This window comes from Thiothrix unzii, from assembly GCF_017901175.1.
Lineage (GTDB): Bacteria > Pseudomonadota > Gammaproteobacteria > Thiotrichales > Thiotrichaceae > Thiothrix > Thiothrix unzii.
This window is the reverse complement of record NZ_CP072793.1, coordinates 1,803,251-1,818,001: the sequence shown is the minus strand read 5'-3', so window position 1 is coordinate 1,818,001 and position 14,751 is coordinate 1,803,251. Positions and strand designations below refer to the sequence as shown.

Sequence of the window (14,751 nt, the reverse complement as noted above, 5' to 3'; positions counted from 1 at the left end):
GTTACTCCTTGTTAAATGTCAGCGCAACCCACGCGCCGGAGAGTAGCATCGCTACCCCGACCAGCCAGAAGGTTACGTCCAAGCCTTGCGTCCATTGTGCCAGCAAGCCCATGCTCAGCGCACCGACGGCGTAGCCGAAGTCGCGCCAGAAACGGTAGACACCCAGCAAGGTGCTGCGTTGCGCGGGTGGGCTGACATCGGCGACTGCTGCGCCCAGCGTGGGGTAAAGCATCGCCATGCCGAAACCGATTAGCCCAGCTTCCAGCGTCCACAGCCAGACGCTGTGGGTGAGTACCAGCAGCAATACGCCGATGCCACACAGCCACATTCCGCCAACAATCAGCGGTTTACGCCCAAAACGGTCAGATGCCGAACCCGTGATAAGCTGGCTTGCACCCCACACCAACGCGTAAACACCGATGATGGAACTGCCCTGCACTAGCGTCAGATTTTGCGATACGAACCACACGGGTAGAATGATCCAGACCAGTGCATCAGTAAATTTTTCCACCAATCCGGCTTGGTTCAAAGCTAACAGATTGCGGTTTTGCCAACTCGCGTACCAAAAGGCTTGCCCTAATGATGGTGCGGGCGCGGGTTTTATTCCCTGCGTGTGCGCCAATGCCCACGGACGGGTTTCTTTTATCACCAGAACCGCCAATAGCAAGCCCAGCACAATCACCGTTGTGCCAAACATAAACAAGCCCAACCGTGCGCCATAAACATCCACCAACCACGCAGTAACCACACCCGCCAGCGCAACTGCCGCATAACCAGAAAACTCATTCAGCCCATTGACCAGCCCTTTCTGGTTCAGGTGGGTCATGTCAAGTTTGCTGTTCAAGGTCATCGACCAACACAAGCCTTGGTTAATGCCAAGCAACGCGGTAGCGGCGACGACCCAACCCCAATTCGGCGCGTAAAGCAGCAAAAACGGAATCGGCAACGCCGCAATCCACCCCGCAATCAATACCCGCTTGCGCCCGAAACGATCAGAAAACCGCCCCGCAAACAGATTCATCACCGCTTTAACTGCGCCGAATACCACCACAAACGTGGTTAGTAAAAAGAACTGTTGCCCGCCCAACCCGAATTCGGTTTCCGCCAAACCGGGGACGACGGTGCGCGTCATGCCGATGGTTAATCCGACTAGAAACACCTGAAGTAGCTGGTGGAGGATTTGCGCGAGATTGGCGTGGATACCGTGCTGAAGCTGAGGCATGAGAAAAACCTGTGGTGGAAACAGCTTGCAGGATACGCATTGTCATGCAATCATTCAACTCATCAATTGAATGAGAAATCCCTGATGTCATCCTCCGGTTTCAAACAGCAAGTCAACGCCCAATTTGCCCTGATCGCGCAAGCACTCGCCTCCCCGCAACGCTTGGAAATCCTCGACTACCTCGCGCAAACCGAGCGCAGCGTGGAAGAGCTGAGTCAACTTGCCAGCCTCACGGTAGCCAATACCTCGCGGCATTTGCAAACCCTCAAGCAGTCCGCGCTGGTGCAAGTTCGCACCGATGGCAAACGTCGTGTCTACCGCCTTGCGGGAGATGATGTGGTGCAACTGATTGCCAGTTTGCGACGCACGGCGGAATTGCATCTGGCGGAGGTGGAACGGCTTGCCCACACCTACCTGACCAACAAACAAACGATGGAAGCCATCAACGCGGAAGAATTGCTGGCGCGGCTAGCTCGCGATGAGGTGACATTATTGGATGTGCGCCCCTACGCCGAATACGCCGCCGGACACATTCCCGGTGCAATCCACGTTGCACCCGATGCAGTGGAGTCGCACTTGCAAACCCTCGATGACAGCAAAACCATCGTCGCGTATTGCCGAGGGGCGTATTGCGTGTACGCCTTTCATGCAGTGCAAACCTTGCGCGGGCATGGCATTGCGGCGGTGCGGCTGGCGGATGGGTTGCCGGAATGGCGGGCTGCTGGATTGCCTATTCAATCATCAATCGCTTAGGAGTTTTCTCATGTTTTTCTTGCAACGTGCCGCACCGTCTAACCCTTCCTCACTCGCCTACCTATTCGGCTGCGGTGGCAAAGGTCATGCCATCGCGGTCGATGTCCATGCCGAAGACGTGGAGTGGTTTTTGCAGCAAGCCGCGCAACAGGCGGTGAAGATTGATTACGTGATCGACACCCACATCCACGCCGACCACGTATCCGGCGGGCGTGAACTGGCGCAACGTTGTGGCGGTGAGTATTGCTTGCACGAAAGTTCCACGCCGCAATTTGCGTTTACCTCGCTCAAGGATGGGCAAGTGCTGACCATCGGCAATGTCACTGCGCAAGTGCTGCACACGCCGGGGCATACGGCGGACAGCATTTGCTTGCTGGTATCCGATGTACGCCGTAGTGCTGAACCGTGGTTTTTGCTGAGTGGGCATACGCTGTTTGTGGGCAGTGCGGGACGACCGGATTTGCGCGGTGAAGAAGAACGCATGGGCGGCTTGCTGCACGATTCGTTGTTCAACAAGCTGCTGACCTTGCCGGAACATGTGGAAATTTTCCCCGGTGCGCAAGCGGGTAGCGTGTGTGGCGCGGGAATTTCGGGCAAACCGTCGTCCACGATTGCGTTTGAAAGGCGGTTTAATACGGCGTTGCTGGCGGATAAAGCGGCGTTTGTGGCGGCGATTTTGGGAAATTTACCGCCACAACCGGAAGGTATGGCGGAAATTATCCGACGCAATGTGATGGCATAACCTGCGGTCGCGTTTCCCGGCCCTATCTCGCCGAATGGCACGCTCACAACAACGCCACCCCAAACCGCCGTACCACCAGCGCGAACAACCCAAAGCAAACCACGGTCAGCACCGCCGATGCCAGCAGCGTCAACCAAAACCCCAGCCGAGGCAACAAGGCGGGGAATGCCAAAAACATTGGCAAAGTCGGCACGACATACCAAAAGGTATACCACGCATGGTTGGCAAGCTTGGTGGCAGGTTGCCCTTCCACATACAACCACACCAACGTCAGCAGGGTGACAAGCGGTAACGCAGCAACAAACCCGCCGAGCTTGTCACTGCGTTTCGCCAGTTCGGAAATCAACACCACCAGTGCGGCAGTCACAGCGTATTTGGTAATGATCCAACCCATAATGGTGCTTCCTGTGAAATGCTACGCCGGATAATTCCAGCTATGCGTTTCCTGTTGCGTATGCCTGCACCACGCATACAGCTTGAGGAAAGCATCAAAGCTGCACAACTCCCCGACGTGGGAATATTCCACACCGGGGATGTCGTAAGGGGTAGCCTCGCTGGTTTCCGCCACTGCCAGCACCTGATCGGCTGGCACATAGAGAAATTCGGCTTCTTTGTCGATAAAGCGGGTAATCAGCCAGGGGCAGGCGATGCGGTCAATTTTAGGGCGTTCGCGTGTGACCCATTTCATTTGGCTTCCAACTTGCCACCAATGGCTTTCAAGCCTTCAATCCCACCCTCGATGAAACGGGCATTCACCCCTTCCGCTTGCAGACGGTCAACCACGCTGTTACTGACCCCACCGCCACACACGCAGTAAATTACCACCGGATGCTTGCGCGGTATGGCTTCGATCCATTGGTCAATCTGGGTCGGGTCTTTCCAGATCGCAAACGGCACGGTTTCGTTAGAGGCAGCACGGTCTTCCAAACGGCGCACGTCCAGCACCATTGCGGTATCTGCAATCGCGGCAAAATCTTCAGGTTTAATAGTACGTTCCATCTCACATTGCTCCCATAGCCAGTGTATAACTCAAACCCAACACGGCACACACACCGATCACTTTCATCACGTCCACCTTGTATTTCCACAGCGCGACAAATGCACCGATGGCAACCACTACAGCGAACCATTCAAACGGCGCAACAAATGGAGTTGCTCCAGTGGCTTTGGGGAAAAACGTATGCCACGCGAAAAACACCGCTAGATTCATAATCACACCCACCACCGCCGCAGTAACACCGGTCAATGGTGCGGTAAATTTAAGGTCATTACGCGAGCTTTCTACCACCGGCCCCACCACGAGGATGAACAGGAATGACGGTAAAAAAGTGAAAAAGGTGGCGACGGCAGCCCCGGCAAAGCCTGCTGCAATCGGGTTGGCTATTACGGTTTTTGCCACACCGCCCAGATAGCCGACCCAAGTAACCACCATGATTAACGGCCCCGGCGTGGTTTCACCCAATGCCAAACCGTCCATCATTTGCGCCCCGGTCAACCAGCCGAACTGTTCCACACCACCTTGGTAGACGTAAGGCAACACCGCATACGCCCCGCCAATGGTCAGGAATGCGGCTTTGGTAAAAAACATCCCCATCTCACTCAAGGCTTGGTTGCCGCCCAGCATCAACATAGCGACTGCCCAAATACCGATGAAAGCAGCAACGGTGATACCGAGTTTTGCCCATGAAAATTTAGCGTGTGCTGGCGTTGGGGTATGATCATCAATCACCGCCGCGCCGTATTGCTTGTCAGATGCACCGTGTCCGCCGCCGCCTTTAAACTTGTCCGGCATGAATTTGCCGCCAATCACACCCAATAACGCGGCCGCCAACACAATCCACGGGAAACCCACATCAAACACGAAAATGGCAACAAAAGCCGCTGCTGCGATACCCCACAGGACGCTGTTTTTCAGTGCCTTCGAGCCAATCCGCCACGCCGCAAACAGCACAATCGCCACCACGGCGGGTTTTATGCCATAGAACAAACCTTGCATCAGCGGCACATCACCCCACGCCAGATACACCCCTGCTAACACCGACAAGAGCAAGAACGCGGGCATAAAGAACAACACCCCCGCCATGACTGCACCCGTCACACCGTGCATCAACCAGCTAATATAAATCGCCAATTGGATCGCTTCCGGCCCCGGCAAAATCATGCAGAAATTCAGCGCGTGTAAAAAACGGTGTTCCGAAATCCAGCGTTTCTTTTCCACCAAGTCGGTGTGCATCATCGCAATCTGCCCCATCGGGCCACCAAAGCTGATGAAACCTAGTTTCAGCCAGTAGAAAAACGCTTCACCCAAGGTTGGGGCTTGTGGTGCGGTTTGTGGTGTATCGCTCAAAGGGAATCCTCCGGTAAGGAAAAAGCGCAATAAAGGTCATCGAGGAGCTGCCCGCCTTCCGCCAGCAGCACATCATCATTTGAGGCGCGGTGTTTCAAGCCTTTCAGCAGCACAGCAAATCCGGCGGCTTCCGGCGCATTGCCACCCACATCCAGCGTATGCACCAGATGCGCCAAGTGTTGCAGCCCAACATCCTGAGCCAGCCCGAAACTGTGCAGCAAGGTTTCAAACGTCACGTACCGTCCAATGTGGCTAAAACGCGCCCCGTCAAAATCGAAACCGAGCGCGTCAGCGGGGCAAACAGCGGTATCGTCCAACCACAGAAATTGCGCTTGCGGGTCAATGAAACGCTGGATCAGCCATGCTGAGGCAAGGCGGTCTACCCACAAATCGCGGCGGGTTGCCCAGTTCTTGCCTTGGAAATTTTCTTTGTCGAGCCGTTCCAGTTCTCCCTGCTGGGAGGTGGGTTCAGCCGAAACTGTCCGCCCACGCACGGCAGCTTCTGCTGTGTGCAGGCGTTCACGGGCGGTGGTTTGCAGCGGATGCGGGAAATAGTCGGTGTCGGTGATGGCAGCTAACCGCTTGCCCAACCCTTTCAGTTGCTTGCGGGTAGAGGCAATGTCGGCGGCGAGCGGGTCGAATTGCGCCAGTTCCTCCAGCCATGCTGTGTATTCGGCACTGCGATCAAACAAAGCGGGGAAACTGTCGGCTTGTTGCGCATCGGCTTGCAGTGCCAGCACCCACGCCTCCCCGCCCGATTTGTGGGTGTCTTCGGCAATGCCATCAAACCGTGCATGGGTATCAGGGCGTGAGGGCAATAGCCACACGCCATCACGCAGGCTGGCGCAACCAAGGGTTTTTAATGCCCGCCAGATGCGCATTCGTGCCGTGGCGTTTTCGGTGGGCAAGGAAATAATGAGTAATAACCAATTCATCTAATTATAGTAGCAACCTCTACAATAAAGTTACAACCATAACTTTATTTATGATGAGGTCTACCGAACTGTTTGACAAGTTGGATGTGGAGAACAAGACATTATGTACGACACGAGAGGAGGAAAACTTACGTTTCCCCCCAACTTTTCGTGTGACACAACCAGACGGATTATTTCACCGTCAGAGTAACGGTTTTGCTGTTGTTGGTTATGCTGCTGTCCCCGGTGTCGGATACGGCTTTACCATTGAGGGTAAGGCTACCAGCAACCGCTGGACGCAGGTAAATGTAACGGTTACGGGAAACGCCTTTTGCCAGATCACCAAAACTGCACACGACTTCCGCAGCAGCAGGCACACATTCCGCCGCACCGGATATCCAAGTGGTATTGGCAGGCATAGGCAATACAAACCGTGCATTTTTCGCTACATCGTTACCGTTATTTTTCAGCACAAAGTTAAATCCGGCGGAACTGCCTTTGGTAACACTGGTAGCGGTTGCATTAAAGGTAGTCAATGCCATGTCCGCATTGCCCGTGGTTGGCGGCGGAGGCGGAGGTGCGGCGGCAACTGTCATGCTAAGAGCCTGCGTGTCGCTCAAACCTTTACTGTCAGTCACTTTCACGCTGAAGCTGGTCGTGCCGGAGATCGAGGGTGTGCCGCTGATAACCCCCGCTGCACTGAGTGACAAACCTGTTGGCAAGCTACCGCTGCTCACCGACCAGCTATACGGAGCTGTGCCATTACTCACCGTCAAAGTTGCGTTATAAGCTGTTCCTACCTTACCAGCGGTCAATATGGAGGTGGTGATGTTTAAAGCCGCAGGTGGCGGAGGTGGCGGAGGTGGTGGTGGAGGTGGTGGAGGTGGTGGAGGTGGTGGAGGTGGGGGGGCAGCCCCGTTAATCGCGGGCAATGCCGCCTTAAGCGGTTCGGTGGTTTTGGTGTGTTCATTGGGGTAACTGTTCCAGCTACGGTAGATACCAAAGTTATTTTCGTTGTAATGGAACAACTGGCGGCTGATACCGAAATGGTCAAACGCGGCATTGGCGTGTTGCAACCATGTTACCCCGTTGACGCCTGCCAATTCGTATTTCTCAAACGTGACCCCGTATTCACCGATATTGAAGGGTACGGTAAAGCTGTCAGTGGCGGCATCATAGAACTCGGTCAAGCCTTCCCCATTTCTCAAAAGCTGTTTGAACTGCGCCAATGTACCCACGTAAGGTGTGTTGTTGGTATGTGAACCCGCCCAACTCCACGGTTCATACCAGTGGATATCGTACAGGATATTGTTGTCCGCTAGTTTATACATACCGATGTCGCTGGGGTGGAAAGACACTTCCACATCAATCAGGTGATTAGGGTCAACAGCGCGAATTTTGTTAATCAGAGTTTGGGCGTAGATAAACCAGTTGTTGATATGCGGTTCATTAATCAGGTCATAAGCCACAATGGTGGTTTCATTGCGGTAACGTTGGGCGATGGCAACCCACAAATCTTCTAGGCGTTTTTTCAGGTCAGCGCGACTACCGAATCCTTTGAAGTCATTGCTTTGGTAGCCACCGGGCGGGACGTGCATATCCAATATCAGACGCAAGCCGTTTTGTTTAGCCCACTGGATATGCCGGTCAACCAATGCCCAACCTTCATTCTTGTAGACACCGGGTGCGGTGTTGCTCTCAAACAGGTTGTAAGACAGCATCAGACGCACACTGTTGAAGCCGAGGTCACGAATTTCCTTGTAAGACGCTTCATCAACATTCTTGTATTTGAAATCATCGAGGGGCGGCGGTGGGTCAACATCAGTGCCCAGATCGTACAAATAAACGTTGACTCCTTTCATCAGGAATGGGGTTTTTTGTGACCCCATCACCAAGCGGTTGCCGTCTGCATAGACTAATGTTGAGGTATCCAACGTTACTGGTGGTTGGTAGCCAACCTCTTCTGTGGACAGCGGTTTTACAAACGCTTCATCTACTTGGAACGGTTTATTGGCAGCAGTGCCGCTAATACAGACTTTGAGGGTATCGCTGGGGGTAAAACTGGCTTGCCACACCCCAAAAACCCGGGTCCATTTGTCGGGATAAACCTTGGCATCGTAGCTAGATTGCTCGCCGTCCAAAGTAATCGGGGTAGCCCCGTTCTTGATCAAACCAAAGGAAAGGTTGGCAGAACTGCCCACGCCACTGCTCAAGCGTACCCGTGCCCCAAATTCGTAGAGTGTGCCATTTTTCAGGTTAGCGGTGTTCAAGGTGTACAGTGCCCCGGTAGGGCATCCGCTATAGGCGGAATCGACCTTCATCCCGGCTTGACCAGCATAAGCGGCTACCGGGTCAAGGGTGAGGATGGATTTGGTGCTTGTCCACGGCAATACACCGCTTTCAAAACCACCATCGGTAATCAGATTGCCCGCCGTGGCAGCTTGTACCGCTATTGCTAACGGCAAGGCATAGAAATAGGCTTTACCCACTCTCATGTGTTACTCCCTTCAACTGTTGTATTACGCAAGTATCAAGACGGTAACATTTGCACAAGAAAAAATCACACACTAATTATAGGTATTTATAGGGAAGTTGAGGTTTGTCATGATTTGCGGGCATCAGGTTGCACGTGGTAATAACGTTGTTTAAGGGCATTATCCACGTTGACACGGGCTTCTGTCGCCAGCCTATACCTTCCGTAAGTTGTTACGGAAGGATTGTATGAAGGACGGGAGCAGTCTCAGGTCAAGTCGTTGACGTGTGATTATTGCGATGCAAAATCTTGCACTTCTACAGTGGCGGTGTCTTGCGGTTCTTCGTCATGCTTGAGGAAGTGGTCAAATTGCGTGTAGGCATTTTCCAGCCAAACACGTACTCGCTGACGTTCCGGTGTGTTCATCAGATCGCGGTTATTCGCCGCAGCCCAAAAGCTTAGGTTGTTGAAATCGACCTTCTGCACCAATTTGGCGTGCAGTTTGCCTAGTGTCATGCAATACGCATTACGTTGTTGCGCTTTCTGGAAAATCGGTGATTGCTCGAATGCATCGAAGTCTTCGCCGCGCCCCATGTTTTGTACCACGATGAACTGAATGTCTTGCTGTGGGTAGCTATCCAGCGTTTTATCCAGCAGGCTCAGGGCATCTGCGCCATCGTCCATTACGTGCCAGATGAATATTTTATGCCCCATTTCGGTGAAAATGCCGAATACGTCGCTTTCCGCAATCCATTGCCCCAAGCGGGCGGAAGTTTGCGCAGCGAGGTCAATGATCAGATCGTGATCCGGGTGAGTTTCGGCGATGGTAATGATGTTATCCAGACTGTCGTAGTCATCTACCCGCAATGGGGATGCGAAGTCCTTGTAAAATCGGGAAAATGTGCCATGCGATTGGTCGGAATCAAACCCGGTAAACGGGGTCGCGCCGTCAATGAAATATTGCGCCAACAGACGTGCAGTCAGTGATTTGCCAACGCCGCCTTTTTCACCGCCAATGAAATGTACCCTACCCATTATTTTCTCCATGATTGCTAGTAGTTAAGGGGGATTACTATGCAATTTTTAGGCCAGAGAGTTAGACAAACAGATGGCCTGTCTAACTCTCGACGGGTTTACTTCACCGTCACTTCCAGCATCAGGGTGAGTTTTGCTCGCGCGGCAACATTGCCTACATCCCAGACTCCATTCGCAAAAGTGCCTTGTGATGGCGTTGCTGAAACGAAAGTCAGGCTGCTAGGTAAGTTATCACCCACTTTAACAGCGGTTGCAATAACGTCGCTGTCATTCTCTAAGGTAATGGTATAGGTCACAGTATCGCCATGTCTTACCGTGGTTTTGCTTGCCGTTTTTGTGACTTTGAGATCCGTTTTTGATACAGCACAGTTTGCTTGTATCGCTGCGGATGCTGTGTTGTTCACTGCATTACTGTCGGTTTCGGTGATTTTGGTAACGTTGGTGGTGTTGGTAATGGTAGCGCAAGCCGGTGGCGCGGCGGTTAATGTAACTGGGTGGTCTTCAATTTCCCCCGTGTTCGCAGCACCAGTGGCATTGCTGATTTCACTGGCAGTGCTGGCTAAACGGCAACGCATTACAGTGCTACCGCCTGTCGTGGTGCTGGCAGTTGCAGGCACGTTTGGTAATGTTAATGTGGCAGTTGTTGCGTTATTAGCAACGGTGGTGCTGGCACGTTCGGTCGTGTTATCAAGGGTTTTATCGCCATTGTAATCAATCCAGCACGCTAAAGTGGCATCCGCACCCGTGGTGTTGTGTGTTTTGACATTGATTGAAGGGGCGGTTTGTCCGTCGGTTAGCGATACTGGTGTGATAGCGTCTTCATCCGCACCGGCAGTGGCGCACGTACCGTAGGTAATGCTACCTGTCGCACTGTCATCACCGCTAGGGGTTGCAGTTACTTGCCCATCCGAATCACCATCCACGCAATTGCCTAAATACAATTGTTGGCTCATGAGGTGATTAGCACCGTTGTTAGCTTTGAGTGTAGGGTAGGTGGCTGGCGCGTCACCGAAATCTTTGGGTGGTTCAGCCATACAAAACGTAAACCCTGAAACCCGTACTGCGTGGTTATCGCTCGCACCGTTAGTTGCACCATGAGTGCCAGACCACCATGAGTACAAGTTAGGATTTGCTTGTTCGTCTGCCGCATCGTCCTGACCATTGGAATAAGTAATTATCCAAAAGTTATCGTGTATTTTTCGCCAAAGCCAGCCAGTATAGCTAACACCAGTTCCTTCATGTCCTTGTAGCTTTTATAGGCATCCAGCGGCAACCATTCATATTTGATTTTTCGCCAGAGTATTTCGATAGGATTGAGTTCAGGGCTGTAGGTTGGCAAAAAATGTAAGCAAATTCCCGCCAACATCCAATCTTCACGTTTACCAAGAAAGGCTTTGCTGGTTTGTATCGGGGCGTTATCCAGAATAACCAAGCAAGGTATTTTTGTTTGTGCAAATTCTTCGGCATAACGGTCAGCAAAGGCATTAAAGGCGGCGATGGCAGCTTGTGAGTCAACGCGCCCTTCCACCGTGTGGAAAAAACTATCGTTGTCTAGGCTCATAAAACCCAAGACATTCAAGCGTTTGCTCTGAGCTGTGAGTAGCCTGCGTGTTTCCCCCGTTTCTGCCACCCGTAAGGGACGCAAGGAGTTGTGGTAAAACCTGAACCATCGAAGTAGTAAATAAGCAACTTGCCAGCCGCCGCTTGCTGGTGGAGTAATGCTTGAATTTCCTGCTCACGCTTGAAAGCCACGGGGTCACGTTTATCTTTCAATGAGTTACGCATCCGCTTCCAGAGGTAGTGGAACTTTTTTTTAACAGGCGTTTCAAGGTGCTGGTACTGGCTACTTTCTGGGTTAGATCAGCCAGTTTGGTTTGAGCCGTCTTGATTTGGCGTGGCTCTTCGTCCACTAGGGTTTTCAACAACGCTACTTCAGCTTCTGTGTATATCCGGGGGCAACCAGAGCGGGGACGGTCGTAAAGTCCCAGCAGCCCTTCATGTTCCCAGCGGTCGAGCCACTCACTGATGGCATCGCGCCGTACATCCAAGATTGACCACAGTTCCGCAAGGGTAAAGCCGCGTGTACTCAACAAAATTGCTTGCGCACGTTGACGACAGCGGAATGTAGGGTGGTTCATATACATTTCCTGCAAGGTCACGCGGATTTCTTCAGGGATCGGCTGGGCAAATTTCATCGGTGCGGACATTCTTAAGTGACAAACTACCAGTTTACACCAGCAGGATCTTATACGTGGAAACTTCTAGCTAGTTACTTACATGATACTGAATTTGTCGATAGGTGCGGTAGATGCAGCACTGATGGTTCCAAGCGGATCTGTTGGTGCTACGTTGTTATTCTGGGCAGAGTTGTAGTTTGCGCGTGCAATAGCTCCTGTTACTGTTAGTGCACTACCCGGATTAAAAATAGAAATAGGTACGTCTGTACCGTTCATGGAGGCTTTGAATCCTACTTCATCTTGGAATGAGTTTCCTGGCGATTCACTAGCATGGAAGTTATTGTATGTATACAACAGACCGGCAGCATCAATATCCCCAATAGTGAAATTATCCATTAAGTGAGCTGGACGGGAAAAGCTGAAATCCAAGAACATTTCTTGGTTATGGTCTGAAGATAGTGATACCCACGTCAAAAAACCTGGACCATAAGCCATGCGGGTTCCCGTCACTAAGGAACTCGGCTGACCGTAGCAGTCAGAATCCCAAGGGTCGTCAATGCTACCGTTACTAGGCCACTCATCAACAGCAGGGGGTTGAATCAGTGGATCAGGATTAGGCAAACATCCACCTGCTGGATCATAGTGGTGCTTTCCTGCATCACGGACATCTGGATCAACGTTGATATTATTGGGGTCACGCAAACTCATCGTAATATCAACAGCGGCAGGGCTACCATTAGTATCCGTGTAGTTGACTGTATAGGTATTGCTGCTATTGCCGTAATTCCAGACGGCATTATTGCCTGAACCTGCGCCATCCCACGTAAAGTTGACCGTGCTCGTACCGACTGGACAGACCGCATAAACGGAAGGTGCAGCAAGAAGCAGTGCAACCCCTACCGAACTCAAGTGAGTTGTTGTTTTCTTAATCATTGTTTGCCCCAATGTACTTATCGAAGACTAATACCTTGTCAGTCTTTTATCTGGATGCAATCAGATCACACCCCTCGCCGCTCAAATAATAATTTGCTTAGGCTTAACCCCGACTGGATAACCGCCGGGTATTGAGCTTGTCTGCACGTAAAAACAGGCTTTCAACAGTGCCTTATTTAGAAGCTACTTCGGACACATTCAAAAGACCAACAGTGCCAAGTTTTTAGTTCACCGTTGCCTGAATGGTTAATGTTGCCGTTGTACCATTGGTTAACGAACCTACACTCCATATCCCGGTTGCTGATGAGTATGTACCTTGGCTGGCGTTGTATGTTGGTTTATAGGTAACTCCTGAGGGAAGTTGATCCGTGACTTCTATTCCTGTTGCGTTGTCTGGCCCGTTATTTTTTACCGTGATGGTGTACGTGACCACATCACCAGAATTGACCTTGGGTTTATCAACGACTTTGTTTACCTCAATGTCAGCCATTTTTGCTGTCATCTGGTTCAACACGCTGACCGCTACCGTGCTGTTTGCCACTATTGTGACCGGTTGGGCAGGTGTTATGACCGGTGTACTATAGCTATAACCACTGGGGGCGGACGGTGTGGTTTCTGTTACTGTACAGGTTGTGCCTGCCGGGATATTGCTGACAGTGTGGGTAGCACCAGCAGTCAGGGTGATGGCGTTGTTGTCGAAACTATTGTCGCTGCAATCCAGTTGGATATTGAAGGTTTGTGGGTCAGTGCCGCCCGCAACGGCCTTACTAATGGTTAGATTACCTTTGGGTGTGACAGGAGGAACGCAACCACTTAAAACTTCTACGTCGCCCAGCCCTGACTTGTCATTGTTTTCATTACCACCAGTACTGTTTTCCAAATCGACGATGTAATCATCTTGTCCCAACGTGGCTGTTGTCGAACCTGTCAAAGGGGTGATCTGTAGACCATAAATAAATGGCGCGGGAAAGTACAGGGCATCGCCCATCAGGACGAAGGAGTCTTCGCACGGTTCACTTGCTCCGGCATTTGTACCGTAGTTATTGTAACCGTAGGCTACTGAACCAGCCGCATTGATTTTATTATTAAATAATCCGACAGGAATAGTACCATTCCCACCTTCTAGACTGTTGTTTAATGTCCAGCCACCGCCTGAGCCGACCCATTCAACACCTGACGTATAATGGGAACTACGCATGTAGCTACCATCCACGACTGGCATTTCTCCGGCAAGCATCCGTTGCCCATCTTTACTGAAAGCAATGTCGGTAATAACAGCGTTACTTGATCCTGCCCAAGCACCTGAGGTGTAAGATAGTTCAAAACGTGCTGCGCCATTGGTTGCTCCATTACTGGCTACCGGAACCGACCAAATTTTATTGCCATCCACCGCCCACACGGAATAATACAAACGTTGTTCCTGTGGGTGATATTGAACAGCAGATACCCGCCGACCTAACTGGGTAAAGCCTGCTGTGCCATCGTCAGCGATAGTGGGGCTGGCTGCTTGCGTACCGTGATCAAAAGTTTCTACGGTTGCACCCGTATCCATATTGAGGACGTAAATTTTACCATCCTCATAGTTCGCCACATAAAGTGTTCTGCCAGTTGGGTTGGCGGCAATTTGTGCCAAACCCGCATAACGGGTAAATCCGTTATTGAATGTTGCACTAGGCAGATTAGCCAGAAGCGAGGCTGCTCCGCTTGAACCGTCAATTTTAAAGACACCACCATAACCGTTAGCCAATGAGCCTGGTGTCATATTAAATGCGGTATCCCTGAAATACATGCTGGAGCTACTGGCAAGGTAAATATCGGGTTGGGCTTTACTGGTATCGAGTGCTAGGCCGAAGACTTCCCCTAAAGTGGTTGCATCCCATGAGGTATGTTGGTAACGCGGAACAGTCCAGTTAGTTGGCCCCGGCAGGGCGAAGGGTGCACTATTGGCAACCGGATCGCGGATGTCCAGCACGCTCAAAACTTTGCCTTGCAAAAAGGGCTGCGATGTATTGTTCTCTATGCCTGAGAAATGGGTGGTAATGGCTTGCCCCGGCAATAGCGGCAAGTCTGCCCATGCAGACGGCGTGCCCGCTAAAACCGTCAGGAACATGAGACTAACAGCTAGTACTAAGCTATGGCCTATACGCTGAGGCAG

Annotated in this window: 15 protein-coding genes; 2 read left to right on the top strand and 13 right to left on the bottom strand. The window is 51.7% G+C overall.

What is annotated here, in order from left to right:
• Position 1: 1 nt before the first annotated feature.
• Positions 2-1,222, bottom strand: coding sequence for an MFS transporter (locus J9260_RS09115; protein WP_210217490.1), 1,221 nt, complete (start codon positions 1,220-1,222; stop codon positions 2-4).
• Between the two features lie 84 nt (positions 1,223-1,306).
• On the opposite strand from J9260_RS09115, the gene J9260_RS09110 reads away from it, so the two are divergent.
• Together J9260_RS09110 and J9260_RS09105 are read left to right on the top strand one after the other, a co-directional pair.
• Positions 1,307-1,975 carry an ArsR/SmtB family transcription factor gene (locus J9260_RS09110; RefSeq protein WP_210217489.1) on the top strand — a complete coding sequence of 223 codons (669 nt, stop codon included), beginning with the start codon at positions 1,307-1,309 and terminating at the stop codon, positions 1,973-1,975.
• 10 nt (positions 1,976-1,985) lie between these two features.
• Positions 1,986-2,717 (top strand): MBL fold metallo-hydrolase, encoded by a 732-nt coding sequence (locus tag J9260_RS09105; RefSeq protein WP_210217488.1) that lies wholly within the window; start codon positions 1,986-1,988, stop codon positions 2,715-2,717.
• Between the two features lie 43 nt (positions 2,718-2,760).
• Here the strand turns inward: J9260_RS09105 and J9260_RS09100 are convergent, their stop codons facing one another.
• From J9260_RS09100 to J9260_RS09045, 12 genes are all read right to left on the bottom strand, one after another.
• Positions 2,761-3,111, bottom strand: coding sequence for a DUF3147 family protein (locus tag J9260_RS09100; RefSeq protein ID WP_210217487.1), 351 nt, complete (start codon positions 3,109-3,111; stop codon positions 2,761-2,763).
• A gap of 21 nt (positions 3,112-3,132) precedes the next feature.
• On the bottom strand, positions 3,133-3,405 hold the full coding sequence (locus J9260_RS09095) for a chromate resistance protein ChrB domain-containing protein (RefSeq protein ID WP_210217486.1): 273 nt from the start codon (positions 3,403-3,405) through the stop codon (positions 3,133-3,135).
• The gene (locus tag J9260_RS09090; protein ID WP_210217485.1) at positions 3,402-3,716 is read right to left on the bottom strand and encodes a rhodanese-like domain-containing protein; all 315 of its coding nucleotides are present in this window, start codon (positions 3,714-3,716) and stop codon (positions 3,402-3,404) included. The genes J9260_RS09095 and J9260_RS09090 overlap by 4 nt, the downstream gene beginning before the upstream one ends.
• A 1-nt stretch (position 3,717) precedes the next feature.
• Positions 3,718-5,064 carry a chromate efflux transporter gene (gene chrA, locus J9260_RS09085; protein ID WP_210217484.1) on the bottom strand — a complete coding sequence of 449 codons (1,347 nt, stop codon included), beginning with the start codon at positions 5,062-5,064 and terminating at the stop codon, positions 3,718-3,720.
• Positions 5,061-5,999: a chromate resistance protein ChrB domain-containing protein gene (locus J9260_RS09080; protein ID WP_210217483.1), complete on the bottom strand. Its 939-nt coding sequence runs from the start codon at positions 5,997-5,999 to the stop codon at positions 5,061-5,063. Before J9260_RS09080 ends, chrA begins: the two co-directional genes overlap by 4 nt.
• 170 nt (positions 6,000-6,169) lie before the next feature.
• The gene (locus J9260_RS09075) at positions 6,170-8,473 is read right to left on the bottom strand and encodes a cellulase family glycosylhydrolase (RefSeq protein WP_210217482.1); all 2,304 of its coding nucleotides are present in this window, start codon (positions 8,471-8,473) and stop codon (positions 6,170-6,172) included.
• A 269-nt stretch (positions 8,474-8,742) separates the two neighbouring features.
• Complete coding sequence (locus tag J9260_RS09070; protein WP_210217481.1) at positions 8,743-9,486, bottom strand: P-loop NTPase family protein; 744 nt, start codon at positions 9,484-9,486, stop codon at positions 8,743-8,745.
• A gap of 98 nt (positions 9,487-9,584) precedes the next feature.
• On the bottom strand, positions 9,585-10,520 hold the full coding sequence (locus tag J9260_RS09065) for a DUF11 domain-containing protein (RefSeq protein WP_210217480.1): 936 nt from the start codon (positions 10,518-10,520) through the stop codon (positions 9,585-9,587).
• Positions 10,521-10,660: 140 nt separating this feature from the next.
• Positions 10,661-11,116, bottom strand: a complete 456-nt coding sequence (locus J9260_RS09060; RefSeq protein WP_210217479.1) for a transposase — start codon at positions 11,114-11,116, stop codon at positions 10,661-10,663.
• Positions 11,117-11,255: 139 nt separating this feature from the next.
• The gene (locus J9260_RS09055) at positions 11,256-11,681 is read right to left on the bottom strand and encodes a helix-turn-helix domain-containing protein (protein WP_210217478.1); all 426 of its coding nucleotides are present in this window, start codon (positions 11,679-11,681) and stop codon (positions 11,256-11,258) included.
• A gap of 78 nt (positions 11,682-11,759) precedes the next feature.
• Entirely contained in the window at positions 11,760-12,596 is an 837-nt protein-coding gene (locus tag J9260_RS09050; RefSeq protein ID WP_210217477.1) for a hypothetical protein, read from the bottom strand.
• A gap of 223 nt (positions 12,597-12,819) precedes the next feature.
• Positions 12,820-14,706: a DUF5979 domain-containing protein gene (locus tag J9260_RS09045; protein WP_210217476.1), complete on the bottom strand. Its 1,887-nt coding sequence runs from the start codon at positions 14,704-14,706 to the stop codon at positions 12,820-12,822.
• Between the last annotated feature and the right edge of the window lie 45 nt (positions 14,707-14,751).